Here is a 22,966-nt window from a genome sequence, read left to right as displayed (position 1 = left end):
TCGCCAGCATTCCAACAGGCGCGGATCGCACCGCGACGTTTCGTCCATGACCCAGCAGATCGCCCCGCAGCCGGATTCCGGCGAGGACTTCTCCCGCCGCTTCCGCAACGCCCTCGGCATGTTCGCCACCGGGATCACGGTGGTGACCACCCGTACATCGGCGGGCGAGCCGATCGGCCTCACGGTGAATTCCTTCAATTCGGTTTCGCTCGAGCCGCCCCTGATCGTCTGGAGCCTGGCGAACAGCCTGCCCAGCCGCGAGCTGTTCGAAGGGTGCGAATACTACGCCATCAACGTGCTGGCCGAAGGCCAGGCCGAGTTGTCGCAGCGCTTTGCCGGCCGCATGGGTGAAAAGTTCGCCGGGCTGGAGATCGACGAGGGGCCGGGCGGCGTGCCGCTGCTCAAGGGCTGCTGCGCCCGCTTCATCTGCCGCAACACCGTGCGCCATGCGGGGGGCGACCACGTCGTCTTCATCAGCGAGGTGATCGGCTTCGATCGCGACGAGCGTGCGCCGCTGGTGTATTTCGGCGGCAGCTACCGGCGCCTGGCGCCCTGAGCGGTCCTGGGGCGCGGCGGGGGTTTGCGCTGCGGCCACGTTTTTTGGGTGCTTCGTCGGCCACGTCGATGCTGCAGGGCCGAGCGGGATCGAGCGCCAGTGCCAGCAGTGACAGGCGGTGGAATGCTGCCTGGGGTGTTTCCGCCGTCTCGCTGCAGGCTTCGTGGCAAAACGGCCCTTGTGGGTGGAAGTTCCAGGCCTCGGCCGGGACGATCGCGCAGTCGGCGACCAGGCCTGCTTCGATGCGCACCCAGCACAGCAGCACGCCGCGCGCCGTACTGACGCGCGCCAGACCGATGCCGGGTGATGCCTGTACGGCGTCGAGCATCGGTGGCACGTCGTCGGTGAAGGGATGGCGCAGCCGGCTGGCGCAATCGGCCAGGTCGATCGCCTTGGCGAACAGCCGCGCCGATACGCGGTGGCCACGTTCGAGCAGCAGCCGGACCAGGGGCGATACGGCATGGCGTGCCAAGGGGCCGGTTTCGGCGGGCTCGCCGGCGAAAGTCGGATGGGTGACGAACTCGGCGGCCGGCCAATCTCCCATGGCGGAAACCCAGGCCGCGGCACTCAGTTTGCCCAGAATGGGCACAGTCCGCCCTTGGCTGGGCTGGGATGGGCCGAGATTGATCATCTCGTGCAGCGCTGTGCCCAGAATCCCGCCCCGGTTGGCTCGTTCGGCGAATTCGGCCATGCTGTGCGGCAGGCGGATGTTGTTGAAGAAGCCGGCCAGCATCTCGCGTGAGACCAGGTCGAGGATGTCGCCGCCGAGCTCGAAGCAGGCGGCGGCATCGGTCCCGGCAGACAACCGGCGGTGAAATTCGGCATGGCGGCTGGGGCGGGCGTCCATGCCCAGGCACAGCGGCCAGTCGATCAGCAGCCTCCGGAGATGAGCGTCGGCCGCTTCGGCGGCAAGCTCGCGTTCGCCCGCGAGCAGGCTGCCGGAGTCCGCGGGAGGCAGGCCGAGCGCGGCGGCAGAGGCGGCGGTGACGGCGTGGACATGGGCCCGGTTGCTGTGGCAGAAATGCCGGCCGAGGGCTTCGGCGGCGGCTTCGGGAGCAAGCCCGATGGCCAGCGCGCCCGGCGGCACCTGTTCCGGCATGGTGATCGTGGTCGACACGATGCACCCGCCGCGGCGGTGAGCGGTGATGCGGATGAACGGGTCGCCGTCGGCTGGCGTGTGCTGCGACATGAGGCCCTCGGGGCGCGTATTCCTTCGAGGCACAAGGATAGCGCGGAAGTCCCGGTCCGAGTCGTGCGGGTGTCGCCGCGCGTGCCGCGTGCATGGAAGATGTCACGCATGTTTGCCGGGAAATGCTCCACAAGCCGCGACGGTGCTAGAATCCGCCGCGTAGACAGGACTTCCCAAATTCCACACACACCAATCGAGGAAAAGCATGAACAAAGGTGAATTCGTCGAAGCGCTGGCCGACCGTCTGGATGTCTCTCGCGCGCAAGCCGATCGTGCGTTGTCCGCCGTGCTCGACATCATCGCCGAGCAGCTCGGCAAGGGTGAAAAAGTCGCGTTCACCGGCTTTGGCTCGTTCGAGGTTTCCGAACGCGCTGCCCGTACCGGCCGCAACCCGCAGACCGGTGCGACGATCGAAATCGCCGCATCCAGCGTGCCCAAGTTCACTGCCGGCGCCACGCTGAAGGCCGCGGTCAACAAGTAAGCGCAAGTAAGCAAAGTTGTGCCCGCGGGGGGAGACCTCCGCCAGAACGGGTCTGAGCGCTGGGCGCCAGGCCCGTTTTTCTTGTCTCGCGCTCGACCCATGGTCAAGCACTTTCGCCGTTTCCGGGCGACAGCGGCGAAGAAAAGCGCTATACTCCGCCGCGTTGTGCAATGCAGCAGCAGGGCCATGGAGTTTTTCGGCGCGGACGAGGGTGCCCGCCGACCTGGCCCGAGGGACTGTAACCACAGCCCCATCGCCCCCGACCTCCCGCCGAATTCCCATTCGTTCTTCCGATCGTCTGGCATCGTGACAACCGGTTGGTGCCGATGCGCGGTCCTTGCGGCCTCCGGCCGTCAGGACCAGCCACGCCCATCGCGCGTTCGTTGCCCTTGCGACTCCGCTCCCGTTCCAGCCAGGCTGGCACGGTGCGGCGCGATGCCATGAGCTGCCCTGCAGGGAAGCTCGAATCCGTGCGGCCTTCGCCAGATCGAGGCCGGCACGCCAGACACAGGACAAGAACATGACTTTCCACGACCTCGGCCTCGCCGCAGAACTTCTCCAGGCTGTCGAACAGACCGGCTACACGACGCCGACCCCGGTGCAGATGCAGGCCATTCCCGCCGCCATCGCCGGCCGCGACCTGCTGGTTTCCAGCCACACCGGCAGCGGCAAGACCGCCGCCTTCACGCTGCCGGCGCTGCACCGCATCGTCGACCGCCGGCCGGCGCAGGGCTGCGGCCCGCGCGTACTGGTGCTGACGCCGACCCGCGAACTCGCGCTGCAGGTCGAGAAGGCGGTGCAGACCTACGGCAAGGCGCTGCGCTGGCTCAGGACCGCCTGCCTCGTCGGCGGCGCGCCGATGTTCGCGCAGGTCAAGCAACTGCAGCGCCAGTGCGACGTCGTCGTCGCCACGCCGGGGCGCCTGCTCGACCACCTGAACCGCCGCAAGCTCAAGCTCTCCGACGTCGAAGTGCTGATCCTCGACGAAGCCGACCGCATGCTCGACATGGGCTTCGCCGAAGACATCGACGCCATCGTCGCCGCCACCCCGGCCAAACGCCAGACCCTGCTGTTCTCGGCCACGCTCGACGGCGTGGTGGGCAGCATGGCCGCGCGCATGACGCGCGAGCCGCAGCGCATCGAGATCGAAGTCGCCAAGGAAGACCGCGGCCAGATCGAGCAGCGCCTGATGTTCGCCGACGACATCGGCCACAAGAACCGCCTGCTCGAAGCCCTGCTCGGCGACGACAGCCTGCAGCAGGCGGTGGTGTTCACCGCCACCAAGAAAAGCGCCGACGAACTGTCGCTGTCGCTGCAGGAGAAAGGCATTGCCGCGGCCGCGCTGCACGGCGACATGCACCAGACCCAGCGCAACCGCACGCTCGACCGCCTGCGCCAGGGCCGCATCGGCGTGCTGGTGGCGACCGACGTCGCCGCGCGCGGCATCGACGTCGCCGGCATCAGCCACGTCATCAACTTCGACCCGCCGCGCCAGGCGGAGGACTACGTCCACCGCATCGGCCGTACCGGCCGTGCCGGCCGCGACGGCGTCGCGATCACGCTGTCGGGGCCGCGCGAAACCGGCCTGATCCGTGCCATCGAGCGCTTTACCGGCGGCCGTTTGGAAGTGCATACCATCCCCGGCATGGAGCCGGCGCCGCGCCGGCCGTCCAGCCCGCGTCCGGGGGGCAATGGCGGCCGTCGTTTCGGCAATGGCGGCGGCTATGGCCGTCCGGGTGGCGACAGCCGCCGCAGTGCGGGCGGTTATGGCCGTGGTGAAGGCCAGGCCTCGCGCAGCGAGCGCGGCCACGGCGGCCGTTTCGACCGTGGCTCGCGTGGCTGAAGTTTACGCCTGGGGTGACTCGAAGCGCCGGTGACCCGAGCTGGCGCGGCGCTTCAGGCGAACAGCGCCTCCAGGTTCACCGACTCGCGCTGGCCGATGTCTCGCCGGTGGCGGCGCAGCCACTCACCGGTCCGCGCGCGGCCGAGCTCGCGCAGGTGTAGCAGGAAGCGGGTAGAGGCGTTGAGCTTGCTGTCGCTACCGATGGCGCCCAGTTCCCTGGCGTCGATGAGATGGAAGCGCAGGCGCATCAGCTTGCGTTCCAGCCGTCCGCGCGGCAGCCAGCGGCTCGCTTCGCCGGCATAGCTGCGGGCGTGCGCGATCATCCGCATCTCGCGCAGGAAGGTGGTGGAAAAACCCAGCTCCAGGCTGCGCGCGGCGATGTCCGCGGCGCTGCGCGGCGCGTCGTTGCGCAGCAGCGGATTCAGCAGCACGAGCAGGACGTCCGGCGTCGTGCACTCGTACATCAATGGGTAGATTGCCGGGTTGGCGGTGAAGCCGCCGTCCCAGTAGTGCTCGCCATCGATCTCGACGGCGTGGTGCAGCGTGGGCAGGCAGGCCGAAGCCAGCAGCGCATCCTCGCTCAACTCGCGGGTGCGGAACAGGCGGACCTTGCCGGTGCGCACCTGAGTGGCGGCGATGAAGAGCTTGAGTGGGCAGCTTCGCCGCAGGCGCTCGAAGTCGAACTGGGCGCGCACCACGTCGCGCAGCGGATTGAGCTCGAAAGGGTTGAGCTGGTAGGGCGAGAACAGCCGCGCCAGTCCCAGCATCATGTTCATCGGCGCCGGCAGCCCGCCGTCCTGCGCGGGGTTCAGGCTGTGCATCAGGTCGAGATGGAAGGGCGTGCTGTCGCCCACCGCCGTCCAGAAGGCGTCCAGCGCGGCGCGCGCGCCTTCGGCGCCGCCCGTGGTCCAGCCCTGCGCCAGCGCCACCGCATTCATCGCACCGGCACTGGTGCCGCTGACGCCGTCCAGCCGCCAGCCGTCTTCCAGCAAGCGGTCGAGCACGCCCCAGGTATAGGCGCCGTGCGCACCGCCGCCCTGGAGGGCGAGGCTCAGGGGAGGCGCCGGATCGTCGCGTCCGGCGCGCAGAAGTTTTCCGAACATGGGCATTCTCCCGGGCTAGAGTCGATGAGGGGTATCGTGATTGTTGCGGTGCACAATTCATGCTATCACACCCCTTGCTGCGGCTTTTGCCCGGCATGCCCGGACTGCGCTGCCGCTCATTGGCGGCTGCGGCCCCTCACAGCATGCTCTCCAGAAACGCCCGTGTGCGCGGATGCTGCGGATTGGCGAAGAACGCTGCCGATGGCTGCGATTCGATCAGCTTGCCGCCGTCCATGAAGGCCACACGGCTGGCGACTTCGCGGGCGAAGCCCATTTCGTGCGTCACCACCAGCATGGTCATGTGCTCGTCGGCGAGCTGGCGCATGGTGCGCAGCACTTCGCCGGTCAGTTCGGGGTCGAGTGCCGAGGTCGGCTCGTCGAACAGCATGATGTCGGGCTCCATCGCCAGTGCGCGGGCGATGGCGACGCGCTGCTTCTGGCCGCCGGACAGGCGCGAGGGGTAGGCGTCGCGCTTGTCGAGCAGGCCGACTTTCCTCAGCAGTTCCTCGGCCTTGGGCAGGATCGCCTCGCGCTTGATGCCCTTGACGGTGATCGGCGCTTCGACCACGTTCTGCAGCACGGTCAGGTGGGGGAACAGGTTGAAGTGCTGGAACACCATGCCCATGCGCGCGCAGATGCGGCGCACCTCGGCGTCGGCGACGTAGCGGGCGCGGCCTTGCGCATCGTTGGCGGCCAGGGTGTCGCCTTCGATGTCGATGCGGCCGGCGTCGATGGTCTCGAGATGGTTCAGGCAGCGCAGGAAGGTGCTCTTGCCCGAGCCGGACGGGCCGATCACCGCGATCACTTCGCCCTTGGCCAGCGTCAGCGACACGCCCTTGAGCACTTCGTGGCTGCCGAAGCGCTTGTGGATGTCGTCGGCGAGAATCATCGGGCTCGTTGCTGCCGAACTGGCGATGGATGCAGCCTCAGTCATAGACGGCATGGCGTTTCTCCAGGCGCTGGAAGAACCAGGTCAGCACCAGAGTCATGAGCAGGTAGAAGGCGGCGGCGACCACGAAGGGGGTGATCGTGAAGTCGCGCTGCACGATGCCGCGCGCGGCGCGCAGCAGGTCGTTGAGGGCGAGCACGTAGATCAGCGAGGTGTCCTTGACCAGCGTGATGGTCTCGTTGCTCATCGGCGGCAGGATGCGCTTGACCACCTGCGGCAGCACGATGCGGCGCATGGTCTGGCCGTAGGAGAAGCCGAGCACCTTGGCGCCTTCGTACTGGCCGCGGTCGATGGACTGGATGCCGGCGCGGAAGATTTCGGCGAAGTAGGCTGCGTAGTTGAGCGCGAAGGCCACGATCGCCGCCGGGAAGTCGGGCAGGCGGATGCCGACCACCGGCACGAAGGGCAGTGCGAAGTAGATGAACAGCAGTTGCAGCATCAGCGGCGTGCCGCGCATCAGCCAGATGTAGCCATTGACCGCCTGGCTGGCGACGGTGAAGCGAGAGATGCGGACCAGCGCCAGCGCCAGCCCGAGCGGCACCGCCAGCGCCAGCGTGATGAAGAACAGCTTGAGGGTGACCAGCGAGCCTTCGGCAAGCGGTCCGATGATGCTGAGGATGTAGTCCATGCGGCCTGCCCGTCCGCCGGGCCGTGTCGCCAGCCCGGCGGAACCGAAGAAGGAAAGGGACGGGGCGGCCGGGACTTACTTGATGATGTCCTTGCCGAACCATTCGTTCGAGATGCGGGCGGCGCTGCCGTCGGCCTTCATCTCGTCCATGGCCTTCTGCAGCCGGGCCAGCAGTTCGGTATCGTCCTTGCGCGTGCCGACGCCGAATTCCTCGGTGCCGAAGTGCTCGTCCAGCACCACGTAGTCGTCCGGCTTCTTGGCGGTGTAGTAGCGGCCGACGACTTCGTCCAGCACCACCGCGTCGAGGCGGCCGGTGGCCAGGTCCATCAGCGCGGTGACGTTGTCGCCGAAGCGCTTCAGTTCCTTGAACGAGCCGGAGATCGGGTCTTTCTGCACGGCGTCGATGGCGCTGCTGCCGTCCTGGATGCCGATGACCTTGCCGGCCAGTTCGGCCTTGGCCTTGATCGGCGAGTTGGCCGGCACCACGATGATCTGGTGGTTTTCCATGTAGGGCGTGGTGAAGCCGATGTTCTGGCGGCGCTCTTCGGTGATCGTCAGGCCGTTCCACAGCGCATCGACGCGCTTGCCGTTCAGCTCGGCCTCCTTGGCGCTCCAGTCGATCGGCTTGAACTCGACTTCCACGCCGAGGCGCTTGGCGGCCTCGCGCGCCAGATCGATGTCGAAGCCGACCAGTTCGTTCTTCTCGTTGCGGAAGCCCATCGGCGGGAAGTTGTCGTCGAGGCCGACGACGATCTTCGCCGGTACGGCGGCTGCCGCGCCGGATTGCGCGGCCGGGGTGGCGTCGTTGTTGCCACAGCCGCCCAGCAGGGCACCGGCAGTGAGGGAGAGCATCAGCAGCGAGGAGAATTTCTTCATGGTCTTGCCCGAAAGAGTGATCGAGGGCGCACAGAAGCCTTGCACGCCGCGATTCGGCACCCGCGGGCGCCGAAGGCGTGATTTTCGCCGTGATGCGGCGGGGGATCAACCGGCTGAAGCAGGGATGTCGCCCACGGGCTCAGCGGCGGTCGATGTGGAGCGAAGGCCGCTGCCTGTCGCCGGGCCTGCCGCGGCTGTCACGAACGTCCTTGCCGCGGCGGAAATCCGGCTGTGCCCGTGTGCCGCGCTCGCCTTTGCGCGCTTCGAAGGATGGCCGGCGGTTCTCGCCGAAACCGGGTGCGCGGGGACGATCCGGGCGGGCACCGTGGTCGATGCTCGGCTTGGGGGGCGGGCGCAGGCGCGGCGGCTCGCGGCCGCGGTCACCGCGATGGTGCTCGATGCGGTCCCGGCCGGGCTGCCATTGGGGATGCGTCGGCGGCCGTGGATGCCGGGCAGGCGGCGCCCAGTAGCCGGGCACCCAGTCGTGGCGGGCACCGATGCGGTTCCAGTAGCCGCCGATCCAGACATGGCCCGGGCCGGGCGGCGGGCCCCGGTGCTCGATCCGCGGCGCGGGCATGACGATGATGGGCCCGCGACCGTAGTAAGGGCTGCCGTAACCGCCGTAGCCGTAGCTGTAGCCGCTGTAGCCGTAGCTGCGCTCGTGGGGGGCGACGGTACAGCCGGCCAGCAACAGCATCAGCATGGCGGCCAGCGTCGGGGACCATGGGGCTTTCATCGTCGGCGTCCTTCGTCCAGGCTGGAGTGTGCGCAGTATTGACAGGCGGACGGTAGAAGAAATCCCGTGCCCGGCGCAGTCGGCAAGGTAATCAGTTGTAAGGTGTCCGGCCGCCTGGCGGCGTACCGGCTGCCCTGTATCAGAATGGCGCCTGCCGCCGCCGCAAGGCGGCTTTCACCCGAATGAGGAATGTCCGATGAGTCTGGTCCGAAACGTGTCTGTCTGCGTGCTGTCCTCGCTGTCCGTGAGCGCCTGCGGTCTGTTCGGCGGCAAGGCCGCAACCGCCGGGCCGGCGGAGCCGGCGCCTGCGGTCCAGCGCATGGCGGCGGCGACTTCGCAGGAAGAGAGCTGGCGCTGCGGCGACACGGTCGTGACATTGCGCCGCCTGGGCGACGGCGCCAGCCTGAACGCTGGTGGCCGGAGCTGGGCCTTGCGCCAGGAAATCGCCGCGTCGGGGGTGAAGCTGGTGGCGGTGGACGACGAGCGCACGGTGTTCTGGAGCAAGGGCGATGCCGCGATGCTGGAGCTGGCCGGCGTGAGCCAGCCCGAGTGCCGGCTGATCGTCGAGGATCGCCTGTTCCGCGCCGTCGGCAACGAACCCTCCTGGCGCCTGGACGTGACGACCAGGGCCCTGATCCTGCTGACCGACTGGGGCGAGACGCGCGTGGTCGCGCCGGGGCCGCTGGTCGAGGAGGCGGGCGGGGTGCGCCATTACCGCGCCGACACGCTCGATGGCGAACTGTCGGCCACCGTGGTCGATCGCCCGTGCGTGGACAGCATGAGCGGCATGCCGCATCCGGCGGAGGTCGAAGTCGGCTGGCAGGGACAGACTTTGAAAGGATGCGGCGGCGATCCGGCGCAACTGCTGCAGGGCGAGCCCTGGCAGGTGGTGGAGATCGATGGCCGCAGGGTCGCCGATCCGCAGCGGGTGACGCTGGCGTTCGGCGGCGACGGCCGCGTTTTCGGCATCGCTGCCTGCAACCGCTATAGCGGCAGCTACGCGCTGTCGGGCGAAGGCCTGAAGCTGTCGCAACTGGCCGGGACGAAAATGGCCTGCGCGCCGGCGCTGATGGACGAGGAGCAGCGCTTCCATGCGGCGCTTGCCATCGTGGATGGCTTCGGCATCGCCGCCGATGGCAGCCTGGAACTCAAGTCCGCCGAGCGCGCGATCGTGCGCGCCCGGCGGGACTGAAAGCAGCGGCGCAAGCAGCGCCCGCGCGGGCGGTTTCAGCCGCGGTTTGCGCGGGCGGCTTCGACTTCCTCGGGGCGCAGCCGGGCGGCGGTCTTGTCCAGCACGCCGTTGACGAACTTGTGGCCGTCGGTGCCGCCGTAGCCCTTGGCCAGTTCGATCGCTTCGTTGATCACCACGCGATAGGGCGTTTCGATGTTGTGGCGCAGCTCGTGGGTGCCGAGCAGCAGGATGGCGTGCTCGATCGGCGACAGCTCGGCCACCGGGCGCGACAGCAGCGGCTCGAAGCAGGCGCGCAATTCATCGGCGCTGTCGATCGCGCCGCGCAGCAGGCTGACGAAGAGCTCGCGGTCGGTCTTGTCGAGGTTTTCGCTTTCGGCTTCGAGGTGGCGCTGCACGGTCGCTGCGGTGTTGCCCGACAGCAGCCATTGATAGACGCCCTGCAAGGCCAGCTCACGCGCGCGGCGGCGTGCCATCTTGCTCGTCGGATTGGGTGCGGCCGCGCCGTCGGCGGCCGGCTTGGCGTCGTCGATGCCGCTCATCCCACCACCTTCAGCAGCTTGACCATTTCCACCGCGGTGCGGGCGCAATCGGCGCCTTTCTCGCTCATGCGGGCGATGGCCTGGTCGTCGTCCTCGGTCGTCAGCACGCCGTTGGCGATCGGCAGGCCGGTGTCGAGGCCGACGCGGGTGATGCCGGCGCCCATTTCGTTGGAGACCAGCTCGAAGTGGTAGGTCTCGCCGCGGATCACCGCGCCGAGCGCCACCAGTGCGTCGTACTTGCCGCTCTTCGCCATCGTCTGCAGTACCAGCGGGATTTCCAGCGCGCCGGGCACGGTGACGATGCGAATGTCGCTGCGCGCGACGCCGAGCCGGAGCAGTTCGTCGGTGCAGGCCGACAGCAGGCCTTCGCAGATGTCGAGGTTGAAGCGTGCCATGGCGATGCCGACGCGCACGCCGGCGCCGTCGAGGTCGGGGTCGATTTCGTCGATGCCGTCGTAGCGGGCGCCCTGGCGGGCGTTTTCGGATTGGTTGCGTTGCATGCGGAAGTCTCTTGGGGGGGCGGTCAGTTCTTGCCAACGAAGCCGGTGATTTCCAGCCCGAAGCCGGCCATGCTCGGGATCTTGCGCGGGCTGGCGAGCAGCCGCATCTTGCCGACGTTCAGCGCGCGCAGAATCTGGGCGCCGACGCCGAACAGGCGGGCATCCCATTTCGCCGGGCGGTCTTCCGCGCCGTTCAGGCTGGCGAGCAGTTCGCGGCCCGACATCGGCCGGTAGAGCAGCACGATCACGCCGGCATCGGCCGCCGCCAGCGCGGCGAGCGACTCATTGACCGGAAAGCTGTGGTGCCTGCTGCCGGAGTCGATGAAGTCCACCACCGAGATCGGTTCGTGCACCCGCACCAGGGTTTCGCGTTCCGGTGCGATGTCGCCGCGCGACAGGGCGAAATGGACGTCGCCCGAGGTCTTGTCCTCGAAGGCGGACAGCGTGAAGCGGCCGTGGGCGGTATCGACTTCCTTCTCGCAGACTTTTTCGATCAGGTGTTCGGTGGCGGCGCGGTATTCGATCAGGTCGCGGATGGCGCCGATCTTCAGGCCGTGCGTCTTGCCGAACTCGACGAGATCGGGCAGGCGGGCCATGGTGCCGTCGTCCTTCAGGATCTCGCAGATCACCGCGGCAGGCTCCAGTCCGGCGAGCTGGGCGAGGTCGCAGCCGGCCTCGGTGTGGCCGGCGCGGATCAGCACGCCGCCCTTCTGCGCGGTGAGCGGGAAGATGTGGCCCGGCATCACGATGTCTTCGGGCCTGGCGTGGCGGGCGACCGCGACCTGCACGGTGCGCGCGCGGTCGTGGGCCGAAATGCCGGTGGTGACGCCGGTGGCGGCTTCGATCGAGGCGGTGAAGGCGGTGCCGTGCGGCGTGCGGTTGTCGCGCACCATCTGCTCCAGGCCGAGCTGGCGGCAGCGTTCGTCGGTCAGCGTCAGGCACACCAGGCCGCGGCAGTGCGTGACCATGAAATTGATCGCTTCGGGGGTGACGAACTCCGCGGCGAGGACGACGTCGCCCTCGTTTTCGCGATCTTCCTCGTCGACCAGGATGACCATCCGGCCGGCCTTGATGTCGGCGATGATCTCGGTAATCGGCGCAAGTGCGCTCATGCTGTTTCCTTTGTTTTTGCCTTGCCGGCGTCTGGCGCGGCGCATGTGTTCGTTGTTGCTCAGCCCTGGGCGGCGTCTTCGCCGCGCCAGGCGAGCATGCGCTCGACGTAGCGTGCGATCAGGTCGATTTCCAGGTTGACCCGGCTGCCCGCGGCCAGATGCTTCAGGTTGGTCATCGCCACCGTGTGCGGGATCAGGTTGATCGAGAAGTCGCGCCCTTCGACGTGGTTCACCGTCAGGCTGACGCCGTTGACGGTGATCGAGCCCTTCTTGGCAATGTAGCCGGCGATCGCCGCGGGTGCGCGGATCACCAGTTCGTGGCTCTCGCCCAGCGGCTCGAACTTCAGCACCTCGCCGACGCCGTCCACATGCCCGGTGACCAGGTGGCCGCCGAGGCGGTCCGCCAGGCGCAGCGCCTTTTCCAGGTTCACCTCGTTGCCGACCGCATCCAGGCCGACGGTGCAGTTCAGCGTCTCGCGCGAAACGTCGTACTTCAGCCTGGGGCCGTCCATTTCGATCACGGTCAGGCACACGCCGCTGTGCGCGATGCTGTCGCCGACGATGACGTCGGACAGGTCCAGGCCGTCGGTATCGACGGTGAGGCGGATACCGTCCGCGAGCGGCTCGATGTGTTCGATGCGGCCGATGGCCGCGACGATGCCGGAGAACATGAAAGGTCTGACGCGAAAGGGGAAAGGCGGGATTGTAGGGTAAAAACCCCGCCCCTGCCGCTACAGCGCCCGATCCAGCACGGTCGCGAAGGGGGTCGCCTTCATGAAGCCGACCACGCGCAGGCCCTTGCGCTCCTGGCCCCCGGCGTCGAAGAAGATGATGCCCGGCGGGCCGAACAGGCCGAAGCGCTTCAGCAGCGCCTTGTGCTCGTCGCTGTTGGCGGTGACGTCGGCCTTCAGCAGCAGCATCCGGCCCATGCGCTCGGCGACGGCGGCGTCGGTGAAGGTGAAGCGTTCCATCTCCTTGCACGACACGCACCAGTCGGCATAGAAATCGAGCATCACCGGGCGGTCGGCGGCGGCCAGGCGGGCGTCGAGTTCGGCGATGGAATCCACCTTCTCGAAAGGCGGCAGGGTGACTGGCGCCGCCGTTGCGGCGCGCAGCACCGCCAGCGGCTGCAGCGGGTCGCGCGAGCCGGCCAGCGCGCCGATCAGCATCGCCGCGCCGGACAGCAGCAGCAGCACGCCGACGCCTTTCCAGAAGCGCTGCCAGCCCCTGGCGTTGTGCGGCAGCGGGTCGATCGCGTGCAGGAAGATGGCCGAGAACAGCAGCAGCGCCGCCCAGCCCAGCATCATCGCCAGCGGCGGGATCACCGGCGTCAGCATCCACAGCGCCACTGCCAGCAGCATCACGCCGAAAGCCTTCTTGACGCCTTCCATCCACGGCCCGACCTTGGGCAGCAGGCTGCGCGAGGCCACGCCCACCAGCAGCAGCGGCGCGCCCATGCCCAGCGCCATCACGAACAGCGCCCAGCCGCCCAGCGCCGCGTCGCCGGTCTGGGCGATGTAGAGCAGGGCGCCGGCCAGCGGCGCGGCGACGCAGGGGCCGACGATCAGCGCCGACAGTGCGCCCATGATGGTGACGCCACCGAGGTTGCCACCCTTCTTGTGGCTCGCGCTGTCGGCCAGCCGGCTCTGCAGGGCGGTCGGCAACTGCAGTTCGTAGAAGCCGAACATCGACAGCGACAGCAGCACGAACAGCAGCGCGAAGGCCGACAGCACCCAGACGTTCTGCAAGGCCGCCGTCAGCATCGTGCCCGACAGGCCGGCGGCGACGCCCGCCAGCGCGTAGGTCACCGCCATGCCCAGCACGTAGGCCAGCGACAGCACGAAGGCGCGCGCGTGCGAAACCTTGTGGCCCTGGCCGACGATGATGCCGGACAGGATCGGAATCATCGGGAAGGTGCAGGGCGTGAAGGCCAGCAGCAGGCCGAAGCCGAAGAAGCTCAGCAGGACCAGCGGCACGCTGGCGCCCGACAGCAGGCGGGCGATGTCGCCGGTTTCGTCGCCGGAGACGGCGGCACCCGTGGCCGGTTCGCTGGCGGCCGATGCCGCGGTGCTGCCGAAGCCGCCGTTGAGCACATTGCCGAGAAAGCCGCTGCCGCTCTTCTGCGGTGGCGCATCGAGATCGATCGCCGCGAGCTGCGTCGTCGGCGGATAGCAGATGCCGCCGTCCCAGCAGCCCTGGCTGGTGGCGACCAGTTCGAAGCGCGTCATGCCCTCGGGCACCGCCGCCACCGGCAGCAGGATGCGCAGCTCGCCGCGGTGGGTCTCGACATTGCCGAAGAAATCGTCCTTGTGCCATTTGCCGGTCGGCTTCACCGGCGGACCGAATTCGACGCCGGCAGGCTCGGACTCGAAACGGAACTTGTCACCGTACAGGTAGTAGTCCTTCGCCACCTGGAACACGACTTCCACCGTCTGTGCATCCAGCGCCTGGGCGCGCAGGGCGAAGGCCTTCTCGGGTTCGATCGGGTTGGCCTGGGCGTGATTGGGCAACAACAGGCCGGACAGCAACAGGCCGGCAAGCAGCGAAAGCAGGGTCAGCAGGCGGTGCATCGTGTTCTTCTGGGGCGGCGGATGGAAGGTGACCGGGAAAGCAACTGGCGGAGTGGCGGCGGAACGGATTTCAGGTGCCGGGGACGGTTTCGGCTGCGACCCAGTCGAGGTAGCCCGGCAGGCCCAGCACCACAGGGACCGCCACGATCTCGGGAAGTTCGTAGGGATGGTGGGCGCGGATGGCCGCTTCCAGCGCGGCATAGCGTGTGCGCGTGGTCTTGATCAGCAGCGGCACTTCGGCTGCCGTCTCGAGTTCGCTCTGCCAGCGATACACCGAGGTGCAGGGCGCCAGGATATTCACGCAGGCGGCCAGGCGCTGCTCGACCAGCGCCGCGGCGAGCGCACGGGCGCTGTCGCCATCGGGCAGGTTGGTGAGGACGAGGAGGGTGTCGGGGGTTTCGGCCATGGTGGGGTGCTCCGTGTCGCAGTAGGCGATTGTCCCAGAGCCGGTGGCTGTTCGGGCTGTCGGGGATCAAGCGAAAGCCGATTGAAAGGGATGGCATTGCAATATGCGCCGCGTGCCATTCCCGCGTGGCGCGAACAACTCGACAAGATCACGGAGACATTCATGAACCGCTTCATCCGGATGGCCACACTCGCCACACTCGCCTCGGCCGCCGCCTTCCCGTGTGCCGCCCAGTCCAACGTCACTATCTATGGCCTGCTCGACGTCAACCTCGGCTATGAGCGCTCCGGCGATCTCCGCCACAAGGGGGTGGATCATGGCGAGCTCAACGGCACGCGCATCGGCTTTCGCGGCACCGAGAACCTGGGCAACGGCATGAAGGCCCTGTTCGTGCTGGAAAGCGGCTTCGACATCTCGAACGGCGAGCGCGAGCAGGGAGGGCGGCATTTCGGCCGCCAGGCTTTCGTCGGCCTCGAAGGCGGCCTGGGGCGGCTCACGCTCGGCCGCCAGTATTCGCCCGCCTTCGTCGCGATCGATCCCTTCGATGCCACCGGCAGCGCCGACCGCAGCGTCGGCCTGCTGTCGCGCAAGGCAGGTGCGGTGAAACCGGCCTACGAAGTGCGCTTCGACAACATGGTCAAGTACCGCTCGCCCAAGTTCGCCGGCTTCGAACTCGATGCCGGCTACTGGTTCGGCAGGGAGGAAGGCTCGGACTCCAGCGCGCGCAAGCAGGGCGACGGCCACGGCATCGCCCTGCTCTACGCCAACGGCCCGTTCTCCGGCTCGCTGGTCACGCAGACGGTGCAGCAGGACGCCACCGGCGGCAAGGTGCGAACCAACGGCTTCGGGCTGGCGTACGACTTCGGGCCGGTCAAGGCCTATTTTGCCTGGACCCAGGATCGCGAGCGCGGCACGGTCGGTTCGGGCAAGGCGCGCACCTTCGACGTGGGTGCCGAGATCAAGGCCGGTGCCAGCGGCACGGTGGCGCTGAGCTACGCCGACCGCGACGAATCGGACGGCGCCGTGGGGCAGGATGCGCACGGCTGGTCCGCCTACTACATGCACGACCTGTCCAGGCGCACGACGCTGTATGCCGGCTACTCGCGCCTCAGCAACGAAAGCGGTGCCAGCTACGCGATCGGCAACCTCAGGCCGGAAGCGGGCGATTCGCACCGCGTGCTGCTGGCGGGCGTGCGCCACCGCTTCTAGCGCCGCAGCCGCGGCAAGCACGCCGATCCCGAGCCCCGCCATGGTGCGGCAATCCAGCCGCGCCATTGCAGGGGCTCGGCGAGGCGAAAGCGTTCCGAAAGCCATTCGTTCTAGTTTTGGCAGACAACACATACAGAGGAGACAGCCACCATGAATGTGAACGGCATGAAGTATGGCGCGCACCTGCTGCGCTTCGCCGACTTTCCCACCCCGGAGATACTGGGCTCCGATGCCAGCGAGGAAGAGATCCGCGACCTCATCGAGCGTCACGGCGCAGTGTTCGTGAAACCCGTGTTCAAGGGCGGGGTCGGCAAGAAGGGCAAGGCCGGCCTGATCGGCCGTGCCAAGGATCTGAAGACCGCGCTCGCCGAGAAGGAACGCCTGTATTTCGTCGAGCATCGCCACGGCAACCAGGTGTCGAAGTCCAACGGCGTCACTTTCGAGGCCGCGGTGCCGGCCGAGCACGAGATCTACTTCTCGATCACCGATTCGACCGAGTTCCGCGCGCCGACGATGACGCTGACCCACATGGGCGGCATGGACATCGAGGAACTGGACAAGTCGCTGGTCGCGCGCGTCCCCTTCGATCCGCTCACCGGCCTGAAGGCTTTCGTCGTCGCCAACGCGCTCGCCGACATCGGTGCGCCCAAGCAGGTCATCTCGCCGCTGGTGCAGCACCTGCCGCGCCTGTGGGAACTGTTCCACGACTTCGGCATGACGACGCTCGAACTCAACCCGATCCGCATGCGCCCCGACCGCCGCGGCCGGCTCACGCCGGTGGCCTGCGACTTCAAATGCGGCTTCGACCGCGACGACCCGCGCTGGCACCGCCTGAACCTGCCGCTCCATCTGTTCGCCACCGACTACTCGGACTTCGAGCAGGAGATCAACCAGTTGCGCACCCACCAGGGCCAGAGCGACGTGTACGTCATCAACGAGGGCGGCACCATCCTGGCGCCCACCTTCGGCGGCGGTGCCAACTCGCTCGTCACCGAGATGCTCGGCGACGACGCCATCATCTCCTCGGACTTCGGCGGCAACCCGCCCTACGAGAAGATGAAGACGGTGGCCTCGATCTGCTTCAAGCACTGGCTGCGCCAGTCCAACGTGCTCTTCATCATCGGCGGCAAATCCAACAACACCGACATCTTCGAGACCTTCCGGGCGATGTCCGACGCGCTGCGCGAGCACTTCGCCAGCCACGGGCCGACGCCGCTCTACGTCGTTGCCGGGCGCGGCGGCCCCAACCTCGTGCGCGGCCTGGGCGTGCTGCGCGACACCTGCGAAGCGCTCGGCCTGCCCTATCGGCTGTTCGGCTTCGATTCGGCGATGAGCGAAGTCGTTGACTACGCGCGCGAGGCCAACGAATGGATGAAGGCGGGCGGGCGCGACGCCGTCGCCCAGCGGCTGCGCATCGCCCCCGCGGCGACGGCCGCCTGAGCGCGGCAATTCGCGGCACGGACAAGAAAACAGGAGACAGCCATGTATCGGCAAGGTGCAGGTGATTTCAAGTATTACGTCGGCGTCAACTCGCTGGCACAGATCGCAACGCAGCACGACCGCGTCTGCGTGCTCAACATTCTCGGCGGCGAATCGAGCGAAGTGACGCCGGTCGGCCACGCGTGGTCGGGCGGCAACGTCGTGTTCGGCACGTCCCCCGGGCGGCGCGGCCAGGTGCTGGAGACGCCGATCGGCAACATCCCGGTCTACAACAGCGTGCGCGAAGGCCTCGACGACGGCCATCGCTTCAACTGCGGCGTGGTGTATCTGCCGCCCGCGGCCGCGCGCGACGGCGTCGCCGAGCTGATCCGGGTCAATCCCGAACTGAAGAAGATCTTCATCATCACCGAGAAGATCGCGGTGCACGATGCGCGCGAGATCCGCGCCATGGGCCAGCAGCACGGCATCGACATCTTCGGCGCCAACTGCCTCGGCGTGGCCGACGCCTGGAACCAGGTGCGCATCGGCGGCGCGCTCGGCGGCGACAATCCGTCGGACACGCTGCGCCGCGGCTCGATCGCGGTGCTGTCGAACTCGGGCGGCTTCACCACCACCATTGCCCAGTACCTGCGCATGGCCGGCTGGGGCACGACGACGCTGGTCTCCAGCGGCAAGGATGTCTACATCCACTATGCCGCGCCCGAGTTCGCCTTCGCACTCGCCAACGATGCGCGCAGCAAGGCCGCCGTGCTGTATTGCGAACCCGGCGGCTATTACGAGCGCGATGCCATGTTCACGAAGCCGGTGGTGGCCTGCGTCGTCGGCCGCTGGAAGAGCAAGCTCACGCGCGCCGTCGGCCATGCCGGGGCGATGGCCGGCGGCGAGGACGATGCCGCGGCGAAAGAGCGCTGGTTCATGGACAAGTTCGGCGTCGACGGCATCTACACGCCCGAGCAGCCGGTGTTCTCGGCCAAGGGCGCGGTGGTCACCAACATCGCCCACATCCCCGCCGCGCTCACCGCGGTGATGCGCGCCAACGCCACGCTGCCGGATTTCGAGCCGGAAGGCACGATGGAGCTGAAGCCCTGGTTTGGCTCCGACATGGGCCTCAGCCTGCCGCCGCAGCTCGACGTGCCGGTGGTCGAGGCGATGGCGCCCTACGGCAGCCAGATCGCCGCGCTCGCCAAGCAGGTGGGCGCGGTGTTCCCGCGCGCGCCGATGAAGGACACTTCCGCTGCTTCGCAGCTCGACCCGGCGACCCAGGTCGCCAGCCTGCACGGCATGCGCGTGCTCGATGCCGCAGGCCTGCCGCTGGAAGCGAACGTCGCCCTCGCGCTGCTGCACGAGCCCGGCGGCGACAACGACCGCAAGCTCGTCGCCGTTGCCGTCGGTGCTTGCCTGAACTTGCACGGCGATCCCGTGCTCGCCGCTGCCGAGGCGGCGCGTGCCGCTGGCAGCGCGCCCAACGCGGTGCTCGCCGCTGCGCTCACGATCGCCGGTCCGCGCCGCGCCGAAGCGGCCCGCAACATCGCCGCCGCCTTCGTCGAGCGCTTCGCCGCCGCGGGCCTGCGCGACGCGCTCGACGCCGGCTTCGACTGCAGCGCGCTCGCCAATGACGCCGAATTCACCGCACTGTTGCGTGCGCCGTCCGCCGACCCGCGCGCCGAGGCGATGCTCGCCGGGCTGGCCGCGCGCGGCGCGCGGTCGGTGTTCGTGCGCTTCCTGCGGGAGCTAGACGGGCCGGTCAGCGCCGATGCGGTACTCGCCGCGATCACGACGACGCTCGGCTGGGGACCGCTGATGCGCAAGCGCGTGTCGCGCCTGACCGTCGAGTGCCTGCCGTGGTGGATGCAACTGATCGGCACCATGATCGGCGCCTCGGCGCCGGCGGCTGCGCACGAGCCGGGCAGCTTCTGCGGCGTCGGCGAAGCCGAACTGCTCGGCGAAACCTCGCTGACCGAACTCGCCTGCCGCGCGCTGCTCGGGCGCGCGCCGGCGGAGGCCGACCTGTTCGCCCTCCAGACCCTGATCGGCATCATGCTCACCAACGGCCCCGGCACGATCTCCGCCCAGGGCGCCAAGGGCGCGGTGTCGGCCGACGGGCCGGAAATGCCGCAGCGCGTGCAGCTCAACAAGGCGCTCGTTGGTTTTCTGAGCCACACCGGCTACGCCCATGGCGGCAATGGCTTCGAGGGCGTGCAGTTCCTGATCGAGCAGTTCCGCGACACCGGCCTCGACGACCCGGCAGAGGCGCAGGGCATCGACGTCGCGGCGCTGGCGCGGCGCTGCGCCGAAGACTACGCGAACTACAAGGCCGAGCGCCGCGCTGCGGGCAGCGCCGAACTGCGCAAGATCCCCGGCGTCAATCACCCGGTGTTCAAGGACCGGCCGGTCAACCTCGACCCGCGCGAAGTCTTCATCCGCGAGTTGATGGCCGCGCGCGGCGAGGCCAACGTCTTCCACGACTTCTATCATGCGCTGGTGCACGCACTGCACGAGGCCGGGGTGTCGCGCACGGTGTACTGCGTCAATATCGACGCGGTGATCGCCGCGCTGCTGCTGCGCCTGACCTGGCAACCGTGGCGCGCCGGCGAAGTCGGCGAAGCCGCGCTCGAATCGGCTGCGTTCACCCTGTTCCTGTATGCGCGCATGCTCGGCTGCGCCGCCGAGATCGACGACCACTTGAACCGCGGGCGCAACATGGATACGCGCACGCCCGCGTCGAAGTGCCGCTTCGTCAGTTGACCCCGCCGCCGGGAGGCACGCCATGAAGCCGGCAGGGAGAACGGTGCTGTTGCCGAAACCCGGCGCAGTCCCCGCGTCCCTGCGATTCATGGCGTGCCGCATGGCGGCGGTCGACATTCACGCCCATGTGTTTCACCATGACCTGCCCTTCCTGCCCAGGCAGCGCTACACGCCCTGACCTTCCATTGCCGACATGAACGACGTTTCCCCCAACCCCGAGCTTTCCAGGCCCCGCGGCGAGCCCGCGATCCGGACCATCGCCATGCCCGCCGACGCCAATCCCGCCGGCGACATCTTCGGCGGCTGGCTGATGGCGCAGATGGACCTTGCCGCCGGCAACGTCGCCGCGCGCCGCGCGCGCAGCCGCTGTGCCACCGTGTCGGTGGACCGCATCACTTTCCTGCGTCCGGTATTCATCGGCGACGAGGTCAGCCTGCACGCCGAGATCGTGCGCGTCGGCCGCAGCTCGATGACGATCGAGGTCGAAGCCTGGCGGCGTTCGCGCGACGGCGAGGAGCAGGTCAAGGTCACCGACGCGAGCTTCGTTTTCGTTGCCCTCGACCAGGGCGGGCGGCCGCGCCTGATTTCACCCGCGGCCGGCGGCCCGGCGCCGGGCGAACGCGGCTAGGCCCGCGCCGTGGCGGCCCGGGCGATGCTCAGGCCGCGATCAGGCGGCGGAACAGGCCGAAGGTCCATTGCGCCCCCAGCGTCAGCACGACGACGCGCAGCACGTGGCAGACGGTGATCAGCGGCACGCCGAGCTGCAGCACCTTGGCGGTGATGCACATCTCGGCCACGCCGCCCGGCGCGGCGGCGAGCGCGAGCGTCGCCAGCGGAACTTCCGTGGCCGCAGCGAACAGCGCGGCGAGCGCAAGGCAGAGCACGATCGACAGCACTGCCGACAGCGCGGCCACCGCCATGAAGCGCGGCGCGGCGCGGAAGAACTCGCGCGAGAAGCGGCAGCCGAGGGAACAGCCGATCAGCAACTGGCCGCCATTGACCATCCAGGCCGGCAGGGCCGACAACTCGATGCCGGAACTGGTGGCGAGCGCGACACCGAGCAGCGAGCCGAGCACCCAGCCGTTGGCGATGCGCAGCACGCGGAACAGCGCCACCCCGGCCAGGCCGGCGGCGACCAACAGCGGCAGGCGTGCCATGTCCACCTCGCGTATCAGCGGGGTATACAGGTCGGTGCCGTGGACGCCGGAGAAGCTCAGCGCAATCGGTACCACCGATACCACCATCATCACGCGCAGCGCGTGCGCGGCCGCGATGCGGTCGACTGCGCCGCCGAAGCGGTCGGCCAGCGTCGCCATTTCCGAGGCGCCGCCGGGCAGCGAGGCGAAGAAGGCGGTCGGCGTGTCGACGCCGGCAAAGCGCCGCGTGAACATCGCGCAGGCGAACCCGACTGCGAGCGCGGCGAACGCCACCGTCGTCACCAGCACCGCATGCTCGGTGAGTTCGGCGAGGACCGCGGGGCTGAAATAGAGGCCGAGCGCGGTGCCGATGGCCCATTGTCCGGCCTGGCGCCCGCCCGGCAACGGGCGTAGCGGCAGGTCGCCCATGCGCAAGCCGGCGATGGCGAACAGCGGGCCGATCATCCACGGCAGCGGCAGCGTCGCGGTCTGGGCGAGCCAGCCGGCAAGGGTGGCGATGACGAGGGTGGGGACGATGCGGCGCCAGCCGGAGAAGGTCGAAGCGAGCGGGTGGAGTGGCAGGGGCATGGAAAGGAGAGGGGGGATGTGCCTGTGGCGATCGGTCGTGGCGTGTTCAGAGCGGGGAGCGCGTCGCTTCGGCCCACTGGCGCAGGAAGGCCCGCTGCTTGGCCTGATCCTGATAGGCGAGCAGGCCGGGGCCGATCGCGATCGGCCGGAAGGCATGGCTCAGCCTTGCCCGCAGCATTGCCGTCGCGGTGTCGGCGTCGTTGTCGGTACGGATCGAGAACAGCCCGAGGTTCTTCACCAGCAAGGCCTGGCCGTGCACGGACAGCGTGTGGTCCAGCCACAGGCGGGCCGCCGGCGGATTGCGCGCGTCGCGCATGATGAAGGCGACGCGCGACAGCACCAGCGTGTAGTCGCGCGGCCAGATCACGCCCAGCGCGGAATCCTGCTGGGCGCGCTTGCTGGCATAGGAACCGAGCACGTTGTAGGCGATCCTCACCTTGCCGGCGGCAATGCGGTCGAGCATGTCCTCGGTCGACACGTGGCGCTCCAGGCCCAGCGCGCCCATCTGCTCCGCCAGCCTCCAGAAGGCGGTCGGATTCGCCTGCGCGTCCTGCGTATGCAGCAGCAGCCCGAGGCCGGAGCGTTCCGGGTCGTAGCTGGCGATGCGGTGGCGGAAGCGTTCGGGCTGGTCGTCGAGCAGCCGGATCAGGGCGCTGTGGGTGTCGGGCGCTTCATCGGCAGAGAGCGCGCGCCGGTCGTAGACGATGACAGCCGGTTCGTAGGTGGTGCCGAAGGCCTCGCTCTTCCACGAGGCCCAGGCCGGCAGCGCCGCGGTCTGCGCCGAACGGTAGGGCTGGGCGTAGCCGTCGTTGACCAGCTTCAGTTGCAGGTCCATCGCCGAACTCCAGGCGACATCGGCATGCGGCGTGCCGGCGGCCGTCTCGGCGACGATGCGCTGATACAGCTCGGTCGAGTTCATGTCGTGGTATTCGACCCGGATGCCCGGATGGCTGGCCTCGAAATCGTCGATCAGCGGCTGGACGATGCTCTGGTCGGTATTGGCGTAGATGACGACCTTGCCCTCGCGCTGAGCCCGCGAAAGCGGCTCCTGCGCAGGCGTGCTGCCGCACGCCAGGCCGAGCAGGATCGCAAGCGTCCAGCGTATCCGGGGTTTGTCCATTTTTGTGCGCCGGGTCGATTGGCCCTGTTGCCGTTTTGAGTCAATATT

General features: G+C 68.5%; 21 protein-coding genes and 1 pseudogene. 8 read left to right on the top strand and 14 right to left on the bottom strand.

Translation table 11 applies throughout. The features are described from left to right. The first annotated feature begins 46 nt into the window (after positions 1-46). Positions 47-556 carry a flavin reductase family protein gene (locus tag TBU01S_RS06590; protein ID WP_068635836.1) on the top strand — a complete coding sequence of 170 codons (510 nt, stop codon included), beginning with the start codon at positions 47-49 and terminating at the stop codon, positions 554-556. On the opposite strand, the gene TBU01S_RS06585 is transcribed toward TBU01S_RS06590, so the two are convergent. Further along, positions 474-1,745 (bottom strand): hypothetical protein, encoded by a 1,272-nt coding sequence (locus TBU01S_RS06585; RefSeq protein ID WP_174524511.1) that lies wholly within the window; start codon positions 1,743-1,745, stop codon positions 474-476. The two genes, TBU01S_RS06590 and TBU01S_RS06585, sit on opposite strands and share 83 nt — an antisense overlap. Before the next feature lie 202 nt (positions 1,746-1,947). Between TBU01S_RS06585 and TBU01S_RS06580 the strand changes: the two are divergent. Both TBU01S_RS06580 and TBU01S_RS06575 read left to right on the top strand, forming a co-directional pair. Continuing rightward, a pseudogene (locus TBU01S_RS06580) lies at positions 1,948-2,226 on the top strand (HU family DNA-binding protein); the annotation flags it as partial. Positions 2,227-2,746: 520 nt separating this feature from the next. Then, entirely contained in the window at positions 2,747-4,069 is a 1,323-nt protein-coding gene (locus tag TBU01S_RS06575; RefSeq protein WP_068635835.1) for a DEAD/DEAH box helicase, read from the top strand. A 53-nt stretch (positions 4,070-4,122) separates the two neighbouring features. Here TBU01S_RS06575 and TBU01S_RS06570 read toward each other — a convergent pair whose 3' ends face one another. The 5 genes from TBU01S_RS06570 to TBU01S_RS06550 form a co-directional block, all read right to left on the bottom strand. Continuing rightward, a complete protein-coding gene (locus TBU01S_RS06570) occupies positions 4,123-5,172 on the bottom strand; it encodes a patatin-like phospholipase family protein (RefSeq protein WP_068635834.1) in 1,050 nt (349 codons plus the stop codon). 136 nt (positions 5,173-5,308) lie between these two features. Then, positions 5,309-6,061, bottom strand: coding sequence for an amino acid ABC transporter ATP-binding protein (locus tag TBU01S_RS06565; protein WP_068635833.1), 753 nt, complete (start codon positions 6,059-6,061; stop codon positions 5,309-5,311). 37 nt (positions 6,062-6,098) lie between these two features. Further along, positions 6,099-6,749: an amino acid ABC transporter permease gene (locus TBU01S_RS06560; protein WP_068635832.1), complete on the bottom strand. Its 651-nt coding sequence runs from the start codon at positions 6,747-6,749 to the stop codon at positions 6,099-6,101. A 75-nt stretch (positions 6,750-6,824) separates the two neighbouring features. Beyond that, positions 6,825-7,625 carry an amino acid ABC transporter substrate-binding protein gene (locus tag TBU01S_RS06555; RefSeq protein ID WP_068635864.1) on the bottom strand — a complete coding sequence of 267 codons (801 nt, stop codon included), beginning with the start codon at positions 7,623-7,625 and terminating at the stop codon, positions 6,825-6,827. Between the two features lie 139 nt (positions 7,626-7,764). After that, positions 7,765-8,361 (bottom strand): YXWGXW repeat-containing protein, encoded by a 597-nt coding sequence (locus tag TBU01S_RS06550; RefSeq protein WP_217999578.1) that lies wholly within the window; start codon positions 8,359-8,361, stop codon positions 7,765-7,767. A 196-nt stretch (positions 8,362-8,557) separates the two neighbouring features. Between TBU01S_RS06550 and TBU01S_RS06545 the strand changes: the two genes are divergently transcribed. Next, the gene (locus TBU01S_RS06545; RefSeq protein ID WP_068635830.1) at positions 8,558-9,553 is read left to right on the top strand and encodes an META domain-containing protein; all 996 of its coding nucleotides are present in this window, start codon (positions 8,558-8,560) and stop codon (positions 9,551-9,553) included. A gap of 35 nt (positions 9,554-9,588) precedes the next feature. Here TBU01S_RS06545 and nusB read toward each other — a convergent pair whose 3' ends face one another. The 6 genes from nusB to cutA all read right to left on the bottom strand — a co-directional run bounded on the left by nusB (position 9,589) and on the right by cutA (position 14,680). After that, positions 9,589-10,092 carry a transcription antitermination factor NusB gene (nusB, locus tag TBU01S_RS06540; protein ID WP_068635829.1) on the bottom strand — a complete coding sequence of 168 codons (504 nt, stop codon included), beginning with the start codon at positions 10,090-10,092 and terminating at the stop codon, positions 9,589-9,591. Continuing rightward, the gene (gene ribH / locus TBU01S_RS06535; RefSeq protein WP_068635828.1) at positions 10,089-10,592 is read right to left on the bottom strand and encodes a 6,7-dimethyl-8-ribityllumazine synthase; all 504 of its coding nucleotides are present in this window, start codon (positions 10,590-10,592) and stop codon (positions 10,089-10,091) included. The genes nusB and ribH overlap by 4 nt, the downstream gene beginning before the upstream one ends. A gap of 23 nt (positions 10,593-10,615) precedes the next feature. Then, positions 10,616-11,704: a bifunctional 3,4-dihydroxy-2-butanone-4-phosphate synthase/GTP cyclohydrolase II gene (ribBA, locus tag TBU01S_RS06530; RefSeq protein WP_068635827.1), complete on the bottom strand. Its 1,089-nt coding sequence runs from the start codon at positions 11,702-11,704 to the stop codon at positions 10,616-10,618. Positions 11,705-11,763: 59 nt separating this feature from the next. Then, positions 11,764-12,375, bottom strand: a complete 612-nt coding sequence (locus TBU01S_RS06525) for a riboflavin synthase (protein WP_068635826.1) — start codon at positions 12,373-12,375, stop codon at positions 11,764-11,766. 60 nt (positions 12,376-12,435) lie between these two features. Beyond that, on the bottom strand, positions 12,436-14,274 hold the full coding sequence (gene dsbD / locus TBU01S_RS06520) for a protein-disulfide reductase DsbD (protein WP_068635825.1): 1,839 nt from the start codon (positions 14,272-14,274) through the stop codon (positions 12,436-12,438). A gap of 70 nt (positions 14,275-14,344) precedes the next feature. Next, entirely contained in the window at positions 14,345-14,680 is a 336-nt protein-coding gene (gene cutA, locus TBU01S_RS06515; protein WP_068635824.1) for a divalent-cation tolerance protein CutA, read from the bottom strand. Between the two features lie 162 nt (positions 14,681-14,842). Between cutA and TBU01S_RS06510 the strand changes: the two genes are divergently transcribed. The 4 genes from TBU01S_RS06510 to TBU01S_RS06495 all read left to right on the top strand — a co-directional run bounded on the left by TBU01S_RS06510 (position 14,843) and on the right by TBU01S_RS06495 (position 20,702). Then, complete coding sequence (locus tag TBU01S_RS06510) at positions 14,843-15,889, top strand: porin (protein WP_068635863.1); 1,047 nt, start codon at positions 14,843-14,845, stop codon at positions 15,887-15,889. Between the two features lie 150 nt (positions 15,890-16,039). Beyond that, a complete protein-coding gene (locus tag TBU01S_RS06505) occupies positions 16,040-17,329 on the top strand; it encodes an ATP citrate lyase citrate-binding domain-containing protein (RefSeq protein WP_068635823.1) in 1,290 nt (429 codons plus the stop codon). A gap of 42 nt (positions 17,330-17,371) precedes the next feature. Next, positions 17,372-20,074 carry a CoA-binding protein gene (locus TBU01S_RS06500; RefSeq protein WP_068635822.1) on the top strand — a complete coding sequence of 901 codons (2,703 nt, stop codon included), beginning with the start codon at positions 17,372-17,374 and terminating at the stop codon, positions 20,072-20,074. 193 nt (positions 20,075-20,267) lie between these two features. Continuing rightward, positions 20,268-20,702, top strand: coding sequence for an acyl-CoA thioesterase (locus TBU01S_RS06495; RefSeq protein ID WP_068635821.1), 435 nt, complete (start codon positions 20,268-20,270; stop codon positions 20,700-20,702). A gap of 28 nt (positions 20,703-20,730) precedes the next feature. Here the strand turns inward: TBU01S_RS06495 and TBU01S_RS06490 are convergent, their stop codons facing one another. Together TBU01S_RS06490 and TBU01S_RS06485 are read right to left on the bottom strand one after the other, a co-directional pair. Then, on the bottom strand, positions 20,731-21,798 hold the full coding sequence (locus TBU01S_RS06490; protein WP_068635820.1) for an AbrB family transcriptional regulator: 1,068 nt from the start codon (positions 21,796-21,798) through the stop codon (positions 20,731-20,733). Positions 21,799-21,844: 46 nt separating this feature from the next. Continuing rightward, complete coding sequence (locus TBU01S_RS06485) at positions 21,845-22,918, bottom strand: ABC transporter substrate-binding protein (protein ID WP_068635819.1); 1,074 nt, start codon at positions 22,916-22,918, stop codon at positions 21,845-21,847. Positions 22,919-22,966 lie beyond the last annotated feature (48 nt).

Origin of the sequence: Thauera butanivorans NBRC 103042 (assembly GCF_001591165.1) — a bacterium.
Lineage (GTDB): Bacteria > Pseudomonadota > Gammaproteobacteria > Burkholderiales > Rhodocyclaceae > Thauera > Thauera butanivorans.
The sequence above is the reverse complement of the archived record's forward strand: the minus strand, read 5'-3'. Positions and strand labels throughout refer to the sequence as shown.